Genomic DNA, 17,145 nt, shown 5'->3' with positions numbered 1-17,145 from the left:
CCTTTTAGTTATTAAATATATTTATGTAATTATTATTTATGTATCAATAAGTAGCGTTGTTTATACTAATTCGCTTAATTAAATGATTAAGTATTAGTGCAAATTGGTATTAGGTTGTTATTACGTGTTGATATTAGTTAAGGTTTATTTATGCTAATCGACCCAACAGGGCGAGAGTTTAGTTACTTACGTTTGTCTATTACGGATGTATGTAATTTTAAGTGTGTTTATTGTTTACCAGATGGTTATCAGGGCGGTCACGACCGTGGCTTCCTCACAATTGATGAAATTAGCAATACGCTTAAAGCGTTTGCACACCATGGTATTGAAAAAGTAAGGATCACTGGCGGAGAGCCAACCCTTAGAAAAGACTTTATAGATGTTGTTCGCGCGGCAAAAGATGTTGCGGGCATAAAAAAAATTGCAATGACCACCAATGGTTTTTCTCTTCATAAGAATATTCATGACTGGGTAGATGTAGGCTTAAACGCCATTAATGTAAGCATTGATAGTTTAGATTCGCGCATGTTTAACACCATTACTGGGCATGACAAATTTACCTCAGTAATGAAAGGTATTGATACTGCGCTTGAAACGGGTATTGATTCGGTAAAAATAAACAGCGTGCTGATGAAGCAATACAACGCAAAAGAGTTTGATACATTTTTAAATTGGGTTAAACACCGCCCCGTTACCATCCGCTTTATAGAATTGATGCAAACAAACGACAACAAAGCCTTTTTTGATGCTAACCATGTTTCTGGGCAAGTTTTAAAAACTCAGCTATTACAAACGGGTTGGCAGCAAGTTGCGCGTAGTGCATCAGCAGGTCCTGCTCAAGAGTTTGCCCACCCTGATTATCAAGGCAGAATTGGTTTAATAATGCCTTACAGCAATGATTTTTGTAGTACCTGTAATCGACTAAGGGTTACAGCAAAAGGAAATCTGCACTTGTGTTTGTTTTCTGAAGAGGGTATTTCGCTAAGAGAATATATGAACGACAGTTCAAACAGTGAATTAATGGCATTGTTATCTCGTTATATTAAAACTAAGAAGCCAACTCATCTTTTGCATCAAGGTAATACGGGCATCACCACTAATTTATCTATGTTAGGTGGTTAATTGTTAGAGCTAATTTGTAAACAAAAACATCAAACGTGTCCCTAAATCACCAATAAAAGGGTGTGTTTACATGGTTTTAGAGCAACAAAGCTTGTTAAATTGTATTTTCACGTTAAACTTACTTTTTATTTTTATTAAGTGATTAGAATGGATATCGCAGCCCTTAATAGCACTAAATCATTAAGAAAGGACGTTCTAAGAGGAATGTGCCTTTGTTTTGGTGTTTTATCGGTTGGATTTGCGGGATTTAATTTAACTGTAAATAACTTTCCATTGCTAGGCTATATCGAAATCTGTTTTTCTATTTATTGTATATTTACTTATATTTCACTTAAACGCCGTCCACTACAGTTTTGGCAATCCTTAATAATGTGTGCACTGGTAACGTTAATTATTATTATAGGTACATCCTTAGCAACGCCTAGTAATGGTGTGTTTGTATGGTCGTTTGCATTACCTATTTTGTACTACCTGTTACTAGGTAAACAATATGGTGTAATTTTCTCTGCAAATTTATTAGTTATCCAAGTGTTTATTTTAGGGAGTAAGTCTACACTTGCCCCCTTTGAAACTTTTAACTTATCTCTTAATCTACTCTGTGCTTATTTAAGTATTTGGGCGATTTCTCATGTTTTTGAAGGGAGCCGCTCACATTTTTCAAGGCGACTTAAAAATTTAGCGTTACTTGACCCACTAACGGGTGCAGGCAATCGCCTTTCAATGAACCACTACTTTGAAGTTGAACTACAAGATAAGTCACAGTTATATTTGTTTTTACTCGATTTAGACTTTTTTAAGCAGATAAATGATGAGCATGGCCATGGTGTCGGTGACCAAGTACTTATCGAAGTGGCCACTTTACTAAGGGTTGTGCTTGGTAGAGGGTATGTATTTAGAGTAGGCGGTGAAGAGTTTGCTTTATTTAGCTCTTTTGTAAATGAAGAGACTGCACTTAATACCGCTGAACAAATAAGAGCACGTTTTGAAAATACCACATTTGACATTGACGGCCTTGCAATCAATGTTACAACCAGTATTGGTGTCGCAAAATTTAAAAGTACCAATTCATTGGAAAGCTTTGTAAATCAAGCTGATAAACAGTTATACAAAGCAAAGCAATTTGGTCGCAATAAAGTGTATTGTAAGTTTAAAAAAGAAAATGATTACCAGGCAGTCGTTGCGTAAGTCGTGCTACTTAGTACATTTGTTCAAAGTTAGGGATCCCGTTTTCCCAAATCGGTTTATCTTTTCCTAAATGCTCGCGTACAGCATCAAAAAATAATCGGGTTCTTACTGGTAAATCTCGATGCGGATATACGGCATACATCGCGCTAAACTCCATCAGTTTTACATCGGTCAATAAAGGCACTAACTTACCTTGTATTATTTCATCACCAATAATAAATGCAGGTGCGACAAAGTAAGTTGTGCCCGACAATGTTTTCATTAACAATGATTCTGCATCATTTGCCCTAAACACACTTTTTATTTTTTGCTCGCAGCGCTCACCTTTACTATCGTAGTAATCTATAGCTTCTACTCGAATAGAATTACTGGCATAGCTTGCTGCTGGTAATTTCGCTAACTCTTCCATTGTTTTTGGCATACCATAAGTTTCAATAAACTGTGGCGCAGCTAAAATTAATAATCGATTTCGCGCTATTTTACGTGCAATAAGTGACGAGTCTTTAGGCTCTCCTACACGAAAAGCCAAATCAAATCCTTCAGAGACTATATCTACTAATCTGTCGTCTAAACGCAGTTCAACTTCTACTTGCGGAAAGCGTTTTTGAAAATCATTAAGTACAGGTTGTAAATAACGACGACCAATAAGTGTTGATGAAGTGATTTTTAAAACGCCGCGCGGCTCTAAATGGTAGTTTTCAGCCATGCGCACGGTTTCGCCGAGCAGCTCTCTAAGCTCAGCGGCTTTTTTGATCATTTCGGCGCCTGCCGCTGTGAGCGAAAATGAACGGGTAGTTCGGTTAAGTAACCTAACGCCTAACTCATCTTCTAAACGACTAATTTGCTTGGATATAACAGAGCGATCTATGTTGCGTATTTCTGCAGCTTTAGCAAAAGAGCCTTGCTCAACTACTTCAAGTAACATTAAAAGTCGACTTGTTGTATCCATTATTACACCTTAACCAATCTATTGATGCCATTTTGGCATTAATGAATTTAAAAATCTATGGTTTTTACACACGGGTTTAATCCGTATTATGCGAGGCTAATTAACAATGGAGCGTCTTCATGAACAAACATCTAATTGCTGCTGCACTTACTGCGGCATCTTTAACACTTGCGGGTTGTGCTGATGAGAGCACAGCTCAATCAGCACCTGCACAGCAACTTCAACCAATTGATGTAGCACAGGTGCTTGTTAAGCCGGTACAGAGCTGGCACACATATACAACTCGTTTAGAGTCTCCACAAGAAGTTGCTTTAATGCCGCGTGTATCAGGAATCATCGATAGCATTGAATTTAAAGAAGGCGACGTGGTTAAGCAAGGCGATGTTTTATTTCAATTAGATGCTCGCCCATTTGCAGCGGTTGTTGCAAGCTTAAAAGCGCAAATTAAAAGTGCAGAAGCCGCCTTAGAACAAGCTAAAAGTGAAGACAAACGTGCGGTACGCTTATTAGACCGTAAGGCAATCTCTACAGAGCAAGCACAAGCGCGCACTTCAACACTGCGCCAACGCGAAGCACAGCTTTCTGCACTGCAAGCACAACTTACTTCAGCAGAACTTGATTTAGAGTTTACGTCAGTAGTATCACCAATTGATGGCATTATTTCTCGTGCAAATATTACTAAAGGTAATAACGTACTTGCGGGTCAAAGCGTATTAACGTCAATTGTTTCAAACCAAGCTATGTACGCTTACTTTGATGTTGATGAGCGCACATGGAATAGCTCTTTTAATGATGTTACTGCTGCGAGCCACCAAACTGTTGTAATGCAAAAAGTCGGTCAAAGTGATTTTGCATACAAAGGCTACATTAACTTTATTGATAACCAAATTAATTCATCAACGGGCACATTACGTGTACGTGCGGTATTTAATGAAGACAACAACCAATTACGCGCAGGCTCGTTTGCACGTATCAAGCTTGCAGCCAATTCTATTAGTGACGCTATTATTATCCCAGAACGTGCAATTGGTACTGACTTAAAAAATCGCTTTGTACTAACCGTTGGCGAAAACAACGTACTTGAATACAAACTAATTACTATTGGTGAACGTTACGGTGCATTACGTGCGGTTACTTCAGGCCTTAACGAAGGTGATGTAATTGCTGTAAATGGTCCTGCTCGCGTAGGTCCTGGTATGCCAATCTCTCCGCAAACAGTAACAATTGATACAAGCGGTGTGGCATTTACATTGTCAAACGACAACGCACAACTTGTGGCTAAGCAATAAGGTTTATTGATGAAATTTTCGCATTTCTTTATACAGCGCCCAATATTTGCGGCTATGCTGTCGTTGGTTATTTTAATTGCTGGTGGCATATCACTATTCCAATTACCAGTAAGTGAATACCCAGAAGTAGTTCCTCCAACAGTTGTTGTTACCGCCAACTACCCAGGTGCTAACCCTACCGTTATTGCGCAAACAGTGGCAACACCGCTGGAGCAAGAAATTAACGGTACTGAAAACATGTTGTATATGTTTTCGCAAGGTACTAGCGATGGCCGTATGACTCTAACGGTAACATTTGCGTTAGGTACCGATTTAGACCGTGCTCAAGTACAAGTACAAAACCGTGTAAACAGTGCACTTCCGCGTTTGCCAGAAGAAGTACAACGTTTAGGTGTTGTGGCTGAAAAGTCATCACCCGATTTAACCATGGTAGTGCATTTATACTCACCTGAAAAAACGCACGACACAGCTTACTTATCTAACTATGCTGATTTAAACATTAAAGATGAAATTGCGCGCTTACCAGGCGTAGGTGATATTCGCATGTTTGGTGCTGGCAAATACTCAATGCGAGTATGGCTAAACCCAGATGCACTTGCTGCACGCGAATTAACAGCAACAGATGTAGTAACAGCACTTCGCTCGCAAAACCAGCAAGTTGCTGCAGGTAGCTTAGGTGCGCAACCAATTTCAAACGACAGTCAATTTCAAATACTGTTAAACGTTAAAGGTCGTTTAAACAGTATTGAAGAATTTGAACAAGTTATTATTAAAGTAGGCGACGAAGGTCAGTTAACGCGCTTATCTGATATAGCCCGTGTTGATTTAGGTCAAGACACTTACGCACTGCGTGCAGAGCTTGACAACCAACCAGCTCTTGCAATGCCAATATTTCAACGCCCAGGTTCAAACGCTATTGAGCTTTCTGATCAAGTACGCGAAACAATGGCGCGCTTATCAAAAGATTTCCCTACTGGTGTTGAATACGACATTGTGTACGACCCTACGGTATTCGTTCGCGGCTCAATTGACGCGGTAATTGCCACGTTGCTTGAAGCAATTGTACTGGTAGTTATTGTTGTTATTGTATTTTTACAAACGTGGCGAGCATCTATTATTCCGCTAATTGCTGTGCCTATTTCACTTATTGGTACATTTGCCGTAATGCAGTGGTTAGGTGTCTCAATTAATACCTTGTCGTTGTTTGGTTTAGTTTTGGCCATAGGTATTGTTGTAGATGATGCGATTGTAGTTGTTGAAAACGTAGAGCGTAATATCGAAAAAGGCTTATCGCCACTTGAAGCAACCCGCGTTGCAATGAGCGAAGTAACAGGCCCTATTATTGCCATTGCGCTAGTACTAAGTGCTGTATTTATTCCTACTGCGTTTATTACCGGTTTATCAGGTCAATTTTATAAGCAATTTGCACTTACAATTACAATTTCGACGATTATCTCAGCGTTTAATTCATTAACGTTATCGCCTGCGCTTGCTGCATTGTTATTAAAATCACACGATGCAAAACCAGATGCGTTCACGCGTTTACTTAATAAATTGTTTGGACGTTGGTTGTTTAAACCATTTAACCGCGTATTTAATCGTGGTGCTAAAGGGTACGAAAAACTGGTACAAAAACTAATCCGTATGACCGTTGTTGTAATGGTGGCTTATATTGCACTTGTTGGCGGCACAATTAAGTTATTTGATACCGTACCAGGTGGCTTTATTCCACAGCAAGACAAACAGTATTTAGTGGCTATTGCGCAGTTACCTGACGCATCAAGCCTTGATCGTACTGAAGACGTACTTGCTCAAATGCAGCAAATTGCATTAGAAGTCCCAGGCGTTGCACATACTGTTGCTTTTCCTGGCTTATCAGTGAACGGTTTTACAAATAGCCCTAACAGCGGCATTGTATTTACACCACTTGAAAGCTTTGACAAACGTACCGATCCGAGCCAATCAGCGATGGCGATAGCGGCGCAGTTGAATAAACGTTTTGCTGCCATTGATGAGGCATTTGTAGCGGTATTTCCACCGCCGCCAATTCAAGGTTTGGGCACTACAGGTGGTTTTAAACTGCAAATAGAAGACAGAGCTAATAAAGGATTTGAAGCACTATTTAATAGCCTGCAAGCCGTTATTGGTAAAGCGCAACAAGATCCTGCATTAATGGGCCTGTACTCAAGTTTCCGTATCCAAGTTCCACAAATGGATATTGATATTGACCGAGAGCAAGCGCTTATTCAAGGTATTCCACTTGATGAAGTATTTAATGCACTGCAAATTTACTTAGGCTCTGTGTACGTAAATGACTTTAATATGTTTGGTCGTACATACCAAGTAAATGCACAGGCTGATGCTGACTACCGCTTAGACCCTGATCAAATACTTAATTTAAAAGTACGTAACCGCTCAGGTAATATGGTGCCACTAGGCTCTGTATTAACAGTAACACCAACAATTGGTCCTGACCGTGTTATGCATTACAACGGATACCCAAGTGCAGAACTAAATGGTAGCCCAGCGCCAGGTTATAGCTCTGATCAAGCACAAGTTGCTATTGAAAAAGTACTCGCAGACACACTACCAACAGGTATTGAATATGAGTGGACTGAAGTAACGTTCCAACAAGTACTTGCCGGTAACACCATGGTTTATGTATTCCCGTTAGTTGTATTACTAGTATTTATGGTACTTGCAGCGCAGTACGAGAGCTTACGTCTACCACTGGCAATTATATTAATTGTACCAATGACTATTTTCTCAGCCTTGTTAGGTGTGTGGTTTGTTGGCTCTGACAACAACATATTTACCCAAATAGCGTTAATAGTGCTGGTCGCGTTGGCTTCTAAAAATGCAATATTGATGGTTGAGTTTGCAAAAGATAGACACGACTCAGGCTTATCGCACTTAGAGGCAATACTTGAGGCATGTCGTATGCGCTTGCGCCCAATATTAATGACGTCGATTGCATTTACAGCAGGTGTTGTACCGTTAGTACTTGCCACCGGTGCGGGCGCCGAAATGCGACACGCAATGGGTAACGCCGTATTCTCAGGCATGATAGGTGTAACCGTGTTTGGTCTATTGTTTACGCCGGTATTTTATATGTTAGTGACTAACAAAAAAGAGAAAGCGCAGGAGAATACTCATGACTAAATTAATGCAAAAAAGGCTTAAAACAAGTCTAACTGTCAGTGCGGTATTAGTCGCTGCGTTTTTAGCCGGGTGTGCGAGTAAAATAGACACCATGAGTGAGCAAAAAGCCGTTAACGAATTTGTTGCTAAAGCTAATATTGCTAGTAACGTTAGCGTTGCTGATGAAACAAACTGGTGGAAAAAGCTTAATTCTGATCAACTAAATGAGCTTGTTACTGGTGCGCTTGCAAATAACTATAATTTGCAAACAAGCCAGTTAACACTTAAAAGTGCATTAGCGCGATTAGGAGAGCAAAAAGCTCAATACCTACCACAAGGTGGCGTAAATGTTGGTGCAGCTCGAAGCGATGCACCAAGCGTGTTTGACCGTCAATCAAGTGCAAACGTTGCACTTGATTGGCAACTAGATTTATTTGGTCGCATAACGGCGTTGGTTGATGCTGCAAATGCATCGGCCATGAGCCAAGCAGAGCAAGTACGTTTACTGCAAATTGAAGTAGTATCGTCAGTTGTTAAAGGCTTTGTAAGTTATCAAGGTAATGTTGAAAAACAACACATTGTTACACTTCAAATTGAAGCGCTTGAGCAAAGTATTGACGTTCTTCAAGCCCGTGTTGACGAAGGTGTTGCAAACGAGCTTGATTTAAACCGTACTATGGCGCAGCTTAGGCAGCAACAAGCACTCATGCCTGCCATTGAGTATGCAAAATACAGCGATTTATCTGCTCTTGCAGTACTAAGCGGTAAGTTAGCGCAAAATATTGCTATTGAAAACGAGCAAGGCGTGCTTGAACGTGACTTTAGCGTAGCATTAAAAAACGCTAATAATGCCATTGCCTTACGTCCTGATATTAGCCGTGCACTGTTTGACTTTAGCCAAGCAAATAGTTTAAGTGTTGCAGCTAGCAAAGCGTTATTACCAGATATTAGCTTATCTGCATTTGCAGGGGTTGTGAGTATAGACAGCACAGGCTTAAAAAATACCGATCAGCAGTGGCAAGTAGCGCCGCAGTTACAATGGTCGTTATTAAGTTACCCAGCATTATTAGCACAGCGCGACGCGCAGCAGTTTTTAAGTGAAGCCGCATACAGCGATTATCAACAAGTGGTATTAACTGCACTAAGTGAAAGTGAACTTTCACTGCAATTGTTGGTCAATCAGGCACAGCAAAAACGCTTTGCAGATGAGCGCTATGACTTTGCTAATAAAGCATTTTTACAAGCCCAAGCAATGTATGAAGAAGGCCAAATTCCTTACCTTGAGTTGTTAGATGCGCGTCAGGATGTTTTAATAGCACAAGAAAATGCTGTTGAAACAACAATTTCTTCACTGCTTGCCAAAGTAAATGCTTACCAGTCATTTAATGGCCAATGGAGTTATGCGTTAAACGACACTAATAAGTAGAGTTATATTGATGCCAAATACTGAAAATTTACATGAATACATTATCCCGCAAACGATGCGCGCTATTGTACTGCCAGAACCAAATGAAGCAATTGACTTAGCAGATGCTGAGCTGCCTGTTCCAGACTGTGCAGATAACGAGCTGCTTGTAAAAGTAGAGTACGTTGGTTTAAATCCAGTTGATGGTCAATTTGCTAAAACAGGCTTTTGTAAGTGGCAGTATCCACACATTTTAGGCTTAGATGCTGTAGGTGTTGTGGTTAAAGCTAATAAAGGTGTGTTTCCAAATGTTGGCCAGCGGGTTATGTGGCATGCCAACATTGGTGAGCAAGGTGCTTTGAGCGAATACACCAAAGTACCTAACTTTGCAGTGTCGGTTGTGCCAAGCGGTTTAAATCCGGCCATAGCAGCAACACTTCCATGCGCCGGTATGGCAGCACTTATCAGCTTAGATAAAATAGGCATTAGTGAAGGCGATACTATTTTTATTGAAGGCGGAGCCGGAGCGGTAGGGCAGTTTGCTATTCAATATGCAAAACAGCGTGGTGCAGATGTATTTACCACCGCATCAAAGCGTAACCATAAATTGGTTAAGCAGCTAGGCGCTGATGTGGTTTTTGACTATAGCGATAAAAAGCTATGCGAAAAAATCCGCAGAGAACTTGGCCCGCAAGGCTTTGATGCGGTTATTGATACGATAGGTGGAGAGTGTACTCAGCGTAATATTGAGTTAATGCGTTTTTGCGGACGTATTGCCTGCTTAAATCCGCTACCTTATTTTGATCAAGACTTAATGTATCACCGAGCGCCGAATATTAGCGTTGTATCGATTGGTGGTGCATGGCTTGCTAATAGTTTATGTGCACAACAACGCTTGAGCTTTATGGGCAACCTGTTACTTGAAGGAGCTGTTAGTGGCGACATTAAACACCCAGAAATAACGCCCGTAGACTTTAGTGCTGAGTCAGTATCGCAAGCGCTTAATCAACAACTTGCTGGTGGTTTTACCGGCAAGCAAGTTGTTAAAGTTGCTAAGTGAAGCGCTTATACAATTTGATTTAAATTTAAGTAGTTTTAGTTAGATTAACTGATAATGTAGCCTCTATAAATTGAATAAAAACGTAGCCTATTTGTGCTGCGTTTTTTTATGCCCATCAAAAAATAGATACAGCGCTAGGGTCTGTTGATCTTTCAAGGTTGAATTTGCAGCAGTCTGTTTGGTATTTAGGCAAGGCAGAGCCTATGTAGTGTGGTTATTCCCCATAAATGGGCGATAACGTAGCATTAATGCCAAACAGGCGCTGCCCAAAGGGTTCTTCCTAGGGGCTATTTACTCTTTGTTGCCTACATGGATGTAGGTAAGGGGCGTGAGCAGGACGCGGAAGCTTTGCTCGGTTTTTACTTAGCCCACTAGGTTACAAACCTCGCGCCGCGATTAAATAGCCCCTAGTTTGAACAAATTTTAATCCGCAAAGATCAACAGACCCTAGAGCTTTTGCTGTTTTATTCATCATTTTAGTTAAAATACTTTTTTTCAGCGTACAGCTGTAAGCCTTTGTGTTTCAACAGTTTACGTTCAGGTAAAGAAAATAAATTGAAAAAACTGTTAATTAATTGAATAGAGTAATTGATCTAAACGATTTTTTATGACGTAATGTAGGTATTATTTAGCTGGTCGGATGAGTTCAATCATGAGTTTACGTACAAAACTAAAAAAAGTATTACCAAGTATTTCTATCACAGAACAAGAAGCGCTAGACGCGGGTGATGTATGGCTTGAAGGTTCTATCTACCAAGGTAAACCTGATTTCAGTGCACTTCGCGACGTACCTGCTGCTACATTAAGTGCAGACGAGCAAGCATTCTTAGACGGTCCAGTAAAAGAGTTATTGGGCATGATTGACGATTCAGTGATTCAAAACGGCATTCATTTACCAAATGACATCTTAGAATTTTTGAAAAAAGAGCGTTTTTTCTCGCTTATCATTCCTAAGTCGTTTGGTGGTTTAGAGTTTAGCCCTTATGCAAACTCTACCATTGTTGGCACAATTGCGACTAAAAGCTCAGCAGTTGCGGTAACCGTAATGGTTCCTAACTCGTTAGGCCCGGGTGAGTTATTACTTCACTTTGGTACGCAAGAACAACAAGCGCATTATTTACCACGCCTAGCAAATGGTACAGATATTCCATGTTTTGCATTAACAAGCCCAGAAGCGGGTTCTGATGCAGGTGGTATTCCTGATGTTGGTAAAGTAACTAAAGGTATGTACAACGGCGAAGAAGTCCTTGGTTTAGAAATTACTTGGGACAAGCGCTACATTACACTTGCACCTATTGCTACCGTACTTGGTTTAGCATTTAAAGTAGTTGACCCTGATGGTCTGCTAGGTGGTAAAGAAAACCTAGGCATTACCTGTGCACTTATTCCTAAAGAGCACCCAGGTGTAGAGCTTGGTAATCGCCACGACCCAATGGGTATTCGTTTTTACAACGGTACTACACGTGGTAACAAAGTATTTGTACCAATGGATTTTGTTATTGGTGGACAGAAAAACATCGGCCGTGGTTGGCAAATGCTGGTTAGCTGTTTAGGTGCTGGCCGTGGTATTTCATTACCTGCGCTAGGTGTTAGTACAGCACAAGTTGCATTTAAATCAGCATCTGAATATGCAGCAGTGCGTGAACAGTTTGGTTTAGCCATTGGCCAGTTTGAAGGTATTCAAGAAAAACTAGCTGACATTGCAGGTAAAACATACCTACAAGAAGCAATGCGCGTACTTACAACTGAAGGCTTAGGCATGGGCTTAAAACCATCAGTTGTTACAGCAATCGCTAAATACCATATGACAGAGCTTGGTCGCGACGTACTTGATTCAGCAATGGATATTCAAGCGGGTAAAGCGATTCAAAACGGTCCACAAAATACATTAGCAAGTGGTTATGTTGCTCAGCCGATTGCCATTACGGTAGAAGGCGCGAACATTCTTACACGTAACCTAATGATCTTTGGTCAAGGTGTTATGCGTTGTCACCCATATTTACAATCTATGGTTGAGTCAATTCACAGTGAAGACAAAGGCGCAGATAAAGAATTTAACGGCATTTTACGTAAAACAATTGGCTACAGCACAGCAAACAGCTTACGTGCTTTCCGCCTTGGTGTTTTACCATTTACAGCAAGTGCTAATTCTGAATTACCAGAAGTACGTGACTACGAAAAAGCAGTACATAAATTATCTGCAAAACTTGCAGTGTACGCAGACTTTTCGTTACTTGTACTTGGTGGTAAGTTAAAACAAGCAGAAATGCTATCGGCACGTTTAGGTGATGTAATGAGCTTCTTATATGCAGCTATGGCATCAATTAAATACTACGAGCAAAAAGTATCAAGTAGTGACCGTGAGCAAGCAGCGCCGTATTTCCATTACGCGACTCGTTTTGCACTACAAAGTGCTGAAGAAGCATTGCATAAGTTTTTAGATAACTTCCCTGCAAGTGGTACACGTAAGTTTATTCGTTTCATTACAATGAACTACTCAACTAAAATGCCAAAAATTAGCGACGATTTAATCCGCGAACTAGCTAAGCAAGCTCAGCTAGATACCGCATTTAAAGCGCAAATCACGCATTTAGTTAAACCAGTAGTGGGCGATGGCCATCATATTAATGAGCAAGCTTACAAAGCTAAAATGGCATCACTTGGCGAGCTGGCTAAAGTTAAAAAAGCACTACGTGCTAAAGTAATTAAACCAGGTGCACGTTTTAACATTACGCTTGATAACGCACTAGCGGCAAACGTAATCACCCAAGCTGAGCACGTTCAGTTAATTGATTACAACATCAAACGTGAAAAGGCGATTCGTGTAGATGAGTTCGATTTTGATATGAACATACTAGACGATAACGCACAGCCAATTAACCCGCTTAAAAGCGTAGTTAATCAGTAAGTTAAAGTAATTAAATTCAATGATGCAAAGCGCCCGCAGTATCGGCGCTTTTATTTTTGAGTAAATAATTAGTGTGGGGCCCCGCTTGTGTAAAAACAAGCGGGGCTTTTTTATGTGTTATTTAAAGTAGAAATAGATGACGGTATTGGTTTGAAAGTGAATATGTATCTGTAGAGGATTAAAAAGAGACGCTTATAATCTTGAAAAAGGGCTAACAACCCCGTTAGCACCTTGCTGTAGTACATGGGTATAAATTTGTGTAGTTTTAACATCAGAATGGCCAAGCTGAGCTTGAACAGTTCTTATATCGGCGCCACTTTGCAGTAGATGAGTAGCAAAAGAGTGTCTCAATGTATGAGGTGTTATTATTTTTGTTAACCCTGATTTTTGGACGGCTTTTTTAATCTCTTTTCTAATACAAGAGTGATGAAAATGATGTCGCCTTATTTCACCACTTTGAGGATCTGAACTTAATATATGAGAAGGAAATAAATATTGCCACGCAAGCGATTTTGCGGCACTTGGATATTTTTTTGTTAAAGCATATGGCATCCATACACCAGAATATTCCGTATTATTTAAATCCAGTTTTAAATAGTCATCAACGTTCAAAATTTGATTTCTCAGCATAGGAATTAGCTCTGTGGCCAGCGTAACAATGCGGTGTTTATTACCTTTTCCATTCCATACTTGAATGCATTTATAATCAAAATCAATATCTTTTACTCTTAATTGCACCGCTTCCATTACTCTTAAGCCACTTCCATACATAAGGGCTGCAATTAAATAATAGCGCTTATTTAAATGAGCCATCAACATTTTAACTTCCTCTGGGGTCATCACTGCAGGGAGCTTTGCTTGTTTTTTACTACGGGCAAAATTTAAATTTAATGAGAGTTCTTTTTTATTATGTGCTTGTATAAAAATGACAATGAATTGAGTGCGGTGGCTTGCGTACGTGGTGCAACGTTTTGCTTTAACACTAAATGTTCTAAGTAGCGTTCGACTTCATTGTCCCCCATTGAGGCGGGATGGCGTTTATTATGAAAATGGATATAAGATGCAATCCATCTTAGGTAGGTATCTACGGTGCGTAATGAATACTGACGTACCAACATATAATCGGCTATATAATTTAAAAATGGGGAACGTGTTTTCATACTATTACCAATAATGGTGCTGTTTTTATATACAGTATAGTTGTGATGCACACATATTCAAGAAAATGAGCGGCGAGCGCATTTTGTCTTTTATTGAGAGTTTGAATGCTAATAAAAATTATATATAGCAATGTGTTAAGTTATTTGGTAAAAATGATTTATAAAATACATGAGCGTATCGTTGGCAGAAATATGCGCGATGAGCGCACTATTAAATTGTTAGAGTTTGGAGTTTTCATTGGCGAATAAATATCGTTATAAATTAAACTTTATAGGCCCTGACTCTGGAATTAATAAGTGTTCAACCATAATTGGTGGCGTTGGTATTTTATTAGGACTGTGGTCGCTAGCTTTTTTTGGTCATGCTGAAATTCACGGTTTAACTCTAACTTATGTGTTTTTTCTAGTTGCTCTTAATTTCTTAACTTATCACTTTGGTTTTCTGAGAAAAGTTATAGCTGTGTTTTCTGGGGGTATCGCTATTTTCTTTTTCATATATTCATTTCCCGATTTTATATCTAGTGATATGTTACGTTCACAATCTGGTTTATATTTTATGCTTGTAGGTTTATATTCAGCTGCTGTATGCTTTTGCCAATGTAAGGCGCTGTCAAAAAAACTCTAACAAGAACATTAAACGGAAAAATTACAGTTGGCTGTTTTTCGTTCCTCAAACATTATAGCCAACTATAATTTTCCGCTTATGTAAGCGTTATGTGGTGTGAAGTATGATGACTAAAGTTCTCTTTGTATGCAGTCAAAATAAATTACGCTCTCCAACAGCTGAGGCCATTTTTTCTGGGGAGCCTAATTTGGAAGTTAGATCTGCAGGTCTAAATAACAATGCGGAAATCCCGCTTGGTGCCGAGGACGTGCAATGGGCAGAAATAATATTTGTTATGGAGCAAGCACAGAAAAGTAAACTTAAGAAAAAATATAAAGATATCCTCGATAAGCAGCGTGTTATTTGTTTGGGTATACCAGACAACTATGATTATATGGATCCAAAGCTAATTAAAATTTTTGAAAATAATGTTCCACAATTTTTGCCATAAATCATTTCTAACAAAGCCGAGGGCTCGTACTCTCAAGAGTCACTCCCAACTATTTTTAATGAGTTATTTTCGGGTTCGCGAGCGCATAATGTTTGATTCCCGCTGGTCAGCTTCAGTTGTTGTTTGGGATTCAAACGAGTATATTTTTACCTAAATAGTTAACGCAAGGAGGCATCAATTGTTTAATCAAATCCCCAATAACATTGGGCAACATAACAAACGCATCAACTCGCTCCCGTTGGTCGCTGGGACAAGTTTACGGGCGCATTTCGCTTTGCTCAAAAGCTGCACCCGCAAACTTGCCCGTTATGCGGGGTGTTATGTGCTAGGGAGTTAGTATTGGTCAAAATAGTAGAAGAACTAATTGTTAGCGGGAAATGGCTCTATGATGAAGCTGTAGATATGGAGGCTCATATTATTAAAACTAATTTCAAGCCTGGTTCTGGCGACCACGAAGATGAACCTGTCGTTAGAGAGGATCGTTTTGGTGAGTTTTATGGTCTTCATATTGGCGCATACTCAAATACTTCTACTTTTCAGGGAGGAGCATATTCGTCAATTGAAGAAGCACAAAAATATGCGTCAACGGTGTGTCCATCACTAGTATGGAACAAGCGTGAGCCTCGCACATAACAAACAGCTCAATCCGACCTCCACTGCGTTGCTCGTTTTGTGCTTTTCCGCTACGCTCGCACAAAACAATCAACTCCGTTCCGGCGGCTTAGCTGGGCGTTATATTTCAGGGAGAGTCACATGAAGTTTTTAGTAGTCTTATTCACATTGTTGTTTTTACTTGGGTGCTCTTCTACTGGCCGAAATGCTAATTTGTATTCTCCACCACTAGAGACCGTTCCAAGTGTCGTTTTTTGGGGTGAAGATAGTCCTGGGAAGTTCCTGGGGAAAGGACATGAAAAAGTCTATTTATGTCGAGTCGATGGTGCCTTCCAAAACAGTTTTACTTTTGATAAACCGACGAGAGTTGAATTGGGGGAGAGGGAAATAAGCATTTGTTACAATGAAGGAGCAAACCACGCTGAGGCTCCCATCAAAGCAACTTTTGATAGGAAAGCTGAATACCAAATAAAATTAGGCGAACATAGTTGGACAGAAGTTAACTTTTCTGTCGTAGATAAGAACACTGGAGAGTTGGTTATAGGGCCAATTAGTGTACCCAAAGTAGCTGGTGATATCCCCTTATTGATATTCGCGCAATGAAATATAACAAATACATGAACCGGATTTTGGCAAGAGCAGCCAAAACCGGTTATGTGGGGTGTTATAAGCCAAAGGAAGTTCGGTGATGAAATCGATAATTGGAAAACTTGATGTGTTAAGCGTGTTTGCAGCGTGGACACTTTTAATAGTTTTCTTTGTATCTCTGGCTTATGGGAAAATGTTTTCTGAACCTAACGCTAGTGCTAGTCATTTAGTTTATTTGTTTGGGGCATTCTTTTGCACAGTTTTAATTCATATTGTTTTGGCATTTTTTAACCGTTGCCCACATTGCGATAAATGTTTAACTGTTCAAGGTTTTAAAAAGCCTCATCCAGCATCAAGTGGTAGCTGGGATAAAGTTGTTTGGCGCTGGTTTTCTGGTTCAATTGTTTGTATCCATTGCGGGCAAAGAGTGGCAACTAATGGCTTATAACAAGTTGCTCAAGTTCGTTCGTAAACTCACTGGGACAATTAACAGTTGGCTTGGCGCTTCGCGCAAGTTTAGCCAACAGTCAATTGCCCCTTAGCAAAGCGTTGGTATGACTCCCACTGTCAAGTTAAGCACACTGATCCTTGCTTCACTTTTTAAGCCATAATTACTTCAGCTCGAATTAGAGCGAGTTAATACATAGGATGAAGCAAGTAATTTCGTCGGT

At 39.9% G+C, this 17,145-nt stretch carries 13 protein-coding genes and 1 pseudogene; 12 read left to right on the top strand and 2 right to left on the bottom strand.

Annotated features, from left to right (window positions below; all coding sequences use genetic code 11):
• The first annotated feature begins 150 nt into the window (after nt 1-150).
• Nucleotides 151-1,122, top strand: a complete 972-nt coding sequence (gene moaA / locus H5157_RS01915) for a GTP 3',8-cyclase MoaA (RefSeq protein ID WP_024595548.1) — start codon at nt 151-153, stop codon at nt 1,120-1,122.
• 147 nt (nt 1,123-1,269) lie between these two features.
• On the top strand, nt 1,270-2,307 hold the full coding sequence (locus H5157_RS01910) for a GGDEF domain-containing protein (RefSeq protein ID WP_182724009.1): 1,038 nt from the start codon (nt 1,270-1,272) through the stop codon (nt 2,305-2,307).
• Nucleotides 2,308-2,317: 10 nt separating this feature from the next.
• Here the strand turns inward: H5157_RS01910 and H5157_RS01905 are convergent, their stop codons facing one another.
• Entirely contained in the window at nt 2,318-3,256 is a 939-nt protein-coding gene (locus H5157_RS01905) for a LysR family transcriptional regulator (protein ID WP_002958690.1), read from the bottom strand.
• A 119-nt stretch (nt 3,257-3,375) separates the two neighbouring features.
• Between H5157_RS01905 and H5157_RS01900 the strand changes: the two genes are divergently transcribed.
• The 5 genes from H5157_RS01900 to H5157_RS01880 all read left to right on the top strand — a co-directional run bounded on the left by H5157_RS01900 (nt 3,376) and on the right by H5157_RS01880 (nt 13,059).
• Nucleotides 3,376-4,545, top strand: coding sequence for an efflux RND transporter periplasmic adaptor subunit (locus H5157_RS01900; protein WP_002958689.1), 1,170 nt, complete (start codon nt 3,376-3,378; stop codon nt 4,543-4,545).
• Nucleotides 4,546-4,554: 9 nt separating this feature from the next.
• Complete coding sequence (locus H5157_RS01895; RefSeq protein ID WP_182724008.1) at nt 4,555-7,707, top strand: efflux RND transporter permease subunit; 3,153 nt, start codon at nt 4,555-4,557, stop codon at nt 7,705-7,707.
• On the top strand, nt 7,700-9,112 hold the full coding sequence (locus H5157_RS01890; protein ID WP_010553923.1) for a TolC family protein: 1,413 nt from the start codon (nt 7,700-7,702) through the stop codon (nt 9,110-9,112). Before H5157_RS01895 ends, H5157_RS01890 begins: the two co-directional genes overlap by 8 nt.
• A gap of 10 nt (nt 9,113-9,122) precedes the next feature.
• Nucleotides 9,123-10,151, top strand: coding sequence for a zinc-binding dehydrogenase (locus H5157_RS01885; protein ID WP_182724007.1), 1,029 nt, complete (start codon nt 9,123-9,125; stop codon nt 10,149-10,151).
• A gap of 652 nt (nt 10,152-10,803) precedes the next feature.
• Nucleotides 10,804-13,059 (top strand): acyl-CoA dehydrogenase, encoded by a 2,256-nt coding sequence (locus tag H5157_RS01880; RefSeq protein WP_149603631.1) that lies wholly within the window; start codon nt 10,804-10,806, stop codon nt 13,057-13,059.
• A gap of 192 nt (nt 13,060-13,251) precedes the next feature.
• Here H5157_RS01880 and H5157_RS01875 read toward each other — a convergent pair.
• Nucleotides 13,252-14,219 (bottom strand): annotated as a pseudogene (locus H5157_RS01875) (integron integrase).
• Between the two features lie 238 nt (nt 14,220-14,457).
• Here H5157_RS01875 and H5157_RS01870 point away from each other — a divergent pair.
• The 5 genes from H5157_RS01870 (at nt 14,458) to H5157_RS01850 (ending at nt 16,922) form a co-directional block, all read left to right on the top strand.
• Nucleotides 14,458-14,844 carry a hypothetical protein gene (locus H5157_RS01870; RefSeq protein WP_182724006.1) on the top strand — a complete coding sequence of 129 codons (387 nt, stop codon included), beginning with the start codon at nt 14,458-14,460 and terminating at the stop codon, nt 14,842-14,844.
• A 103-nt stretch (nt 14,845-14,947) separates the two neighbouring features.
• Nucleotides 14,948-15,274 (top strand): low molecular weight protein tyrosine phosphatase family protein, encoded by a 327-nt coding sequence (locus tag H5157_RS01865; RefSeq protein ID WP_259399341.1) that lies wholly within the window; start codon nt 14,948-14,950, stop codon nt 15,272-15,274.
• A 402-nt stretch (nt 15,275-15,676) separates the two neighbouring features.
• Nucleotides 15,677-15,907, top strand: coding sequence for a hypothetical protein (locus H5157_RS01860; protein WP_131692412.1), 231 nt, complete (start codon nt 15,677-15,679; stop codon nt 15,905-15,907).
• A 120-nt stretch (nt 15,908-16,027) separates the two neighbouring features.
• The gene (locus H5157_RS01855; protein WP_182675886.1) at nt 16,028-16,489 is read left to right on the top strand and encodes a hypothetical protein; all 462 of its coding nucleotides are present in this window, start codon (nt 16,028-16,030) and stop codon (nt 16,487-16,489) included.
• 85 nt (nt 16,490-16,574) lie between these two features.
• A complete protein-coding gene (locus H5157_RS01850) occupies nt 16,575-16,922 on the top strand; it encodes a hypothetical protein (protein ID WP_024597877.1) in 348 nt (115 codons plus the stop codon).
• Nucleotides 16,923-17,145 lie beyond the last annotated feature (223 nt).

This window comes from Pseudoalteromonas sp. SG43-3 (assembly GCF_014164385.1).
Classification (GTDB): Bacteria; Pseudomonadota; Gammaproteobacteria; order Enterobacterales; family Alteromonadaceae; genus Pseudoalteromonas; species Pseudoalteromonas distincta.
Note: the sequence above shows the minus strand (reverse complement) of the source record. Positions and strands in the feature narration are given on the sequence as shown.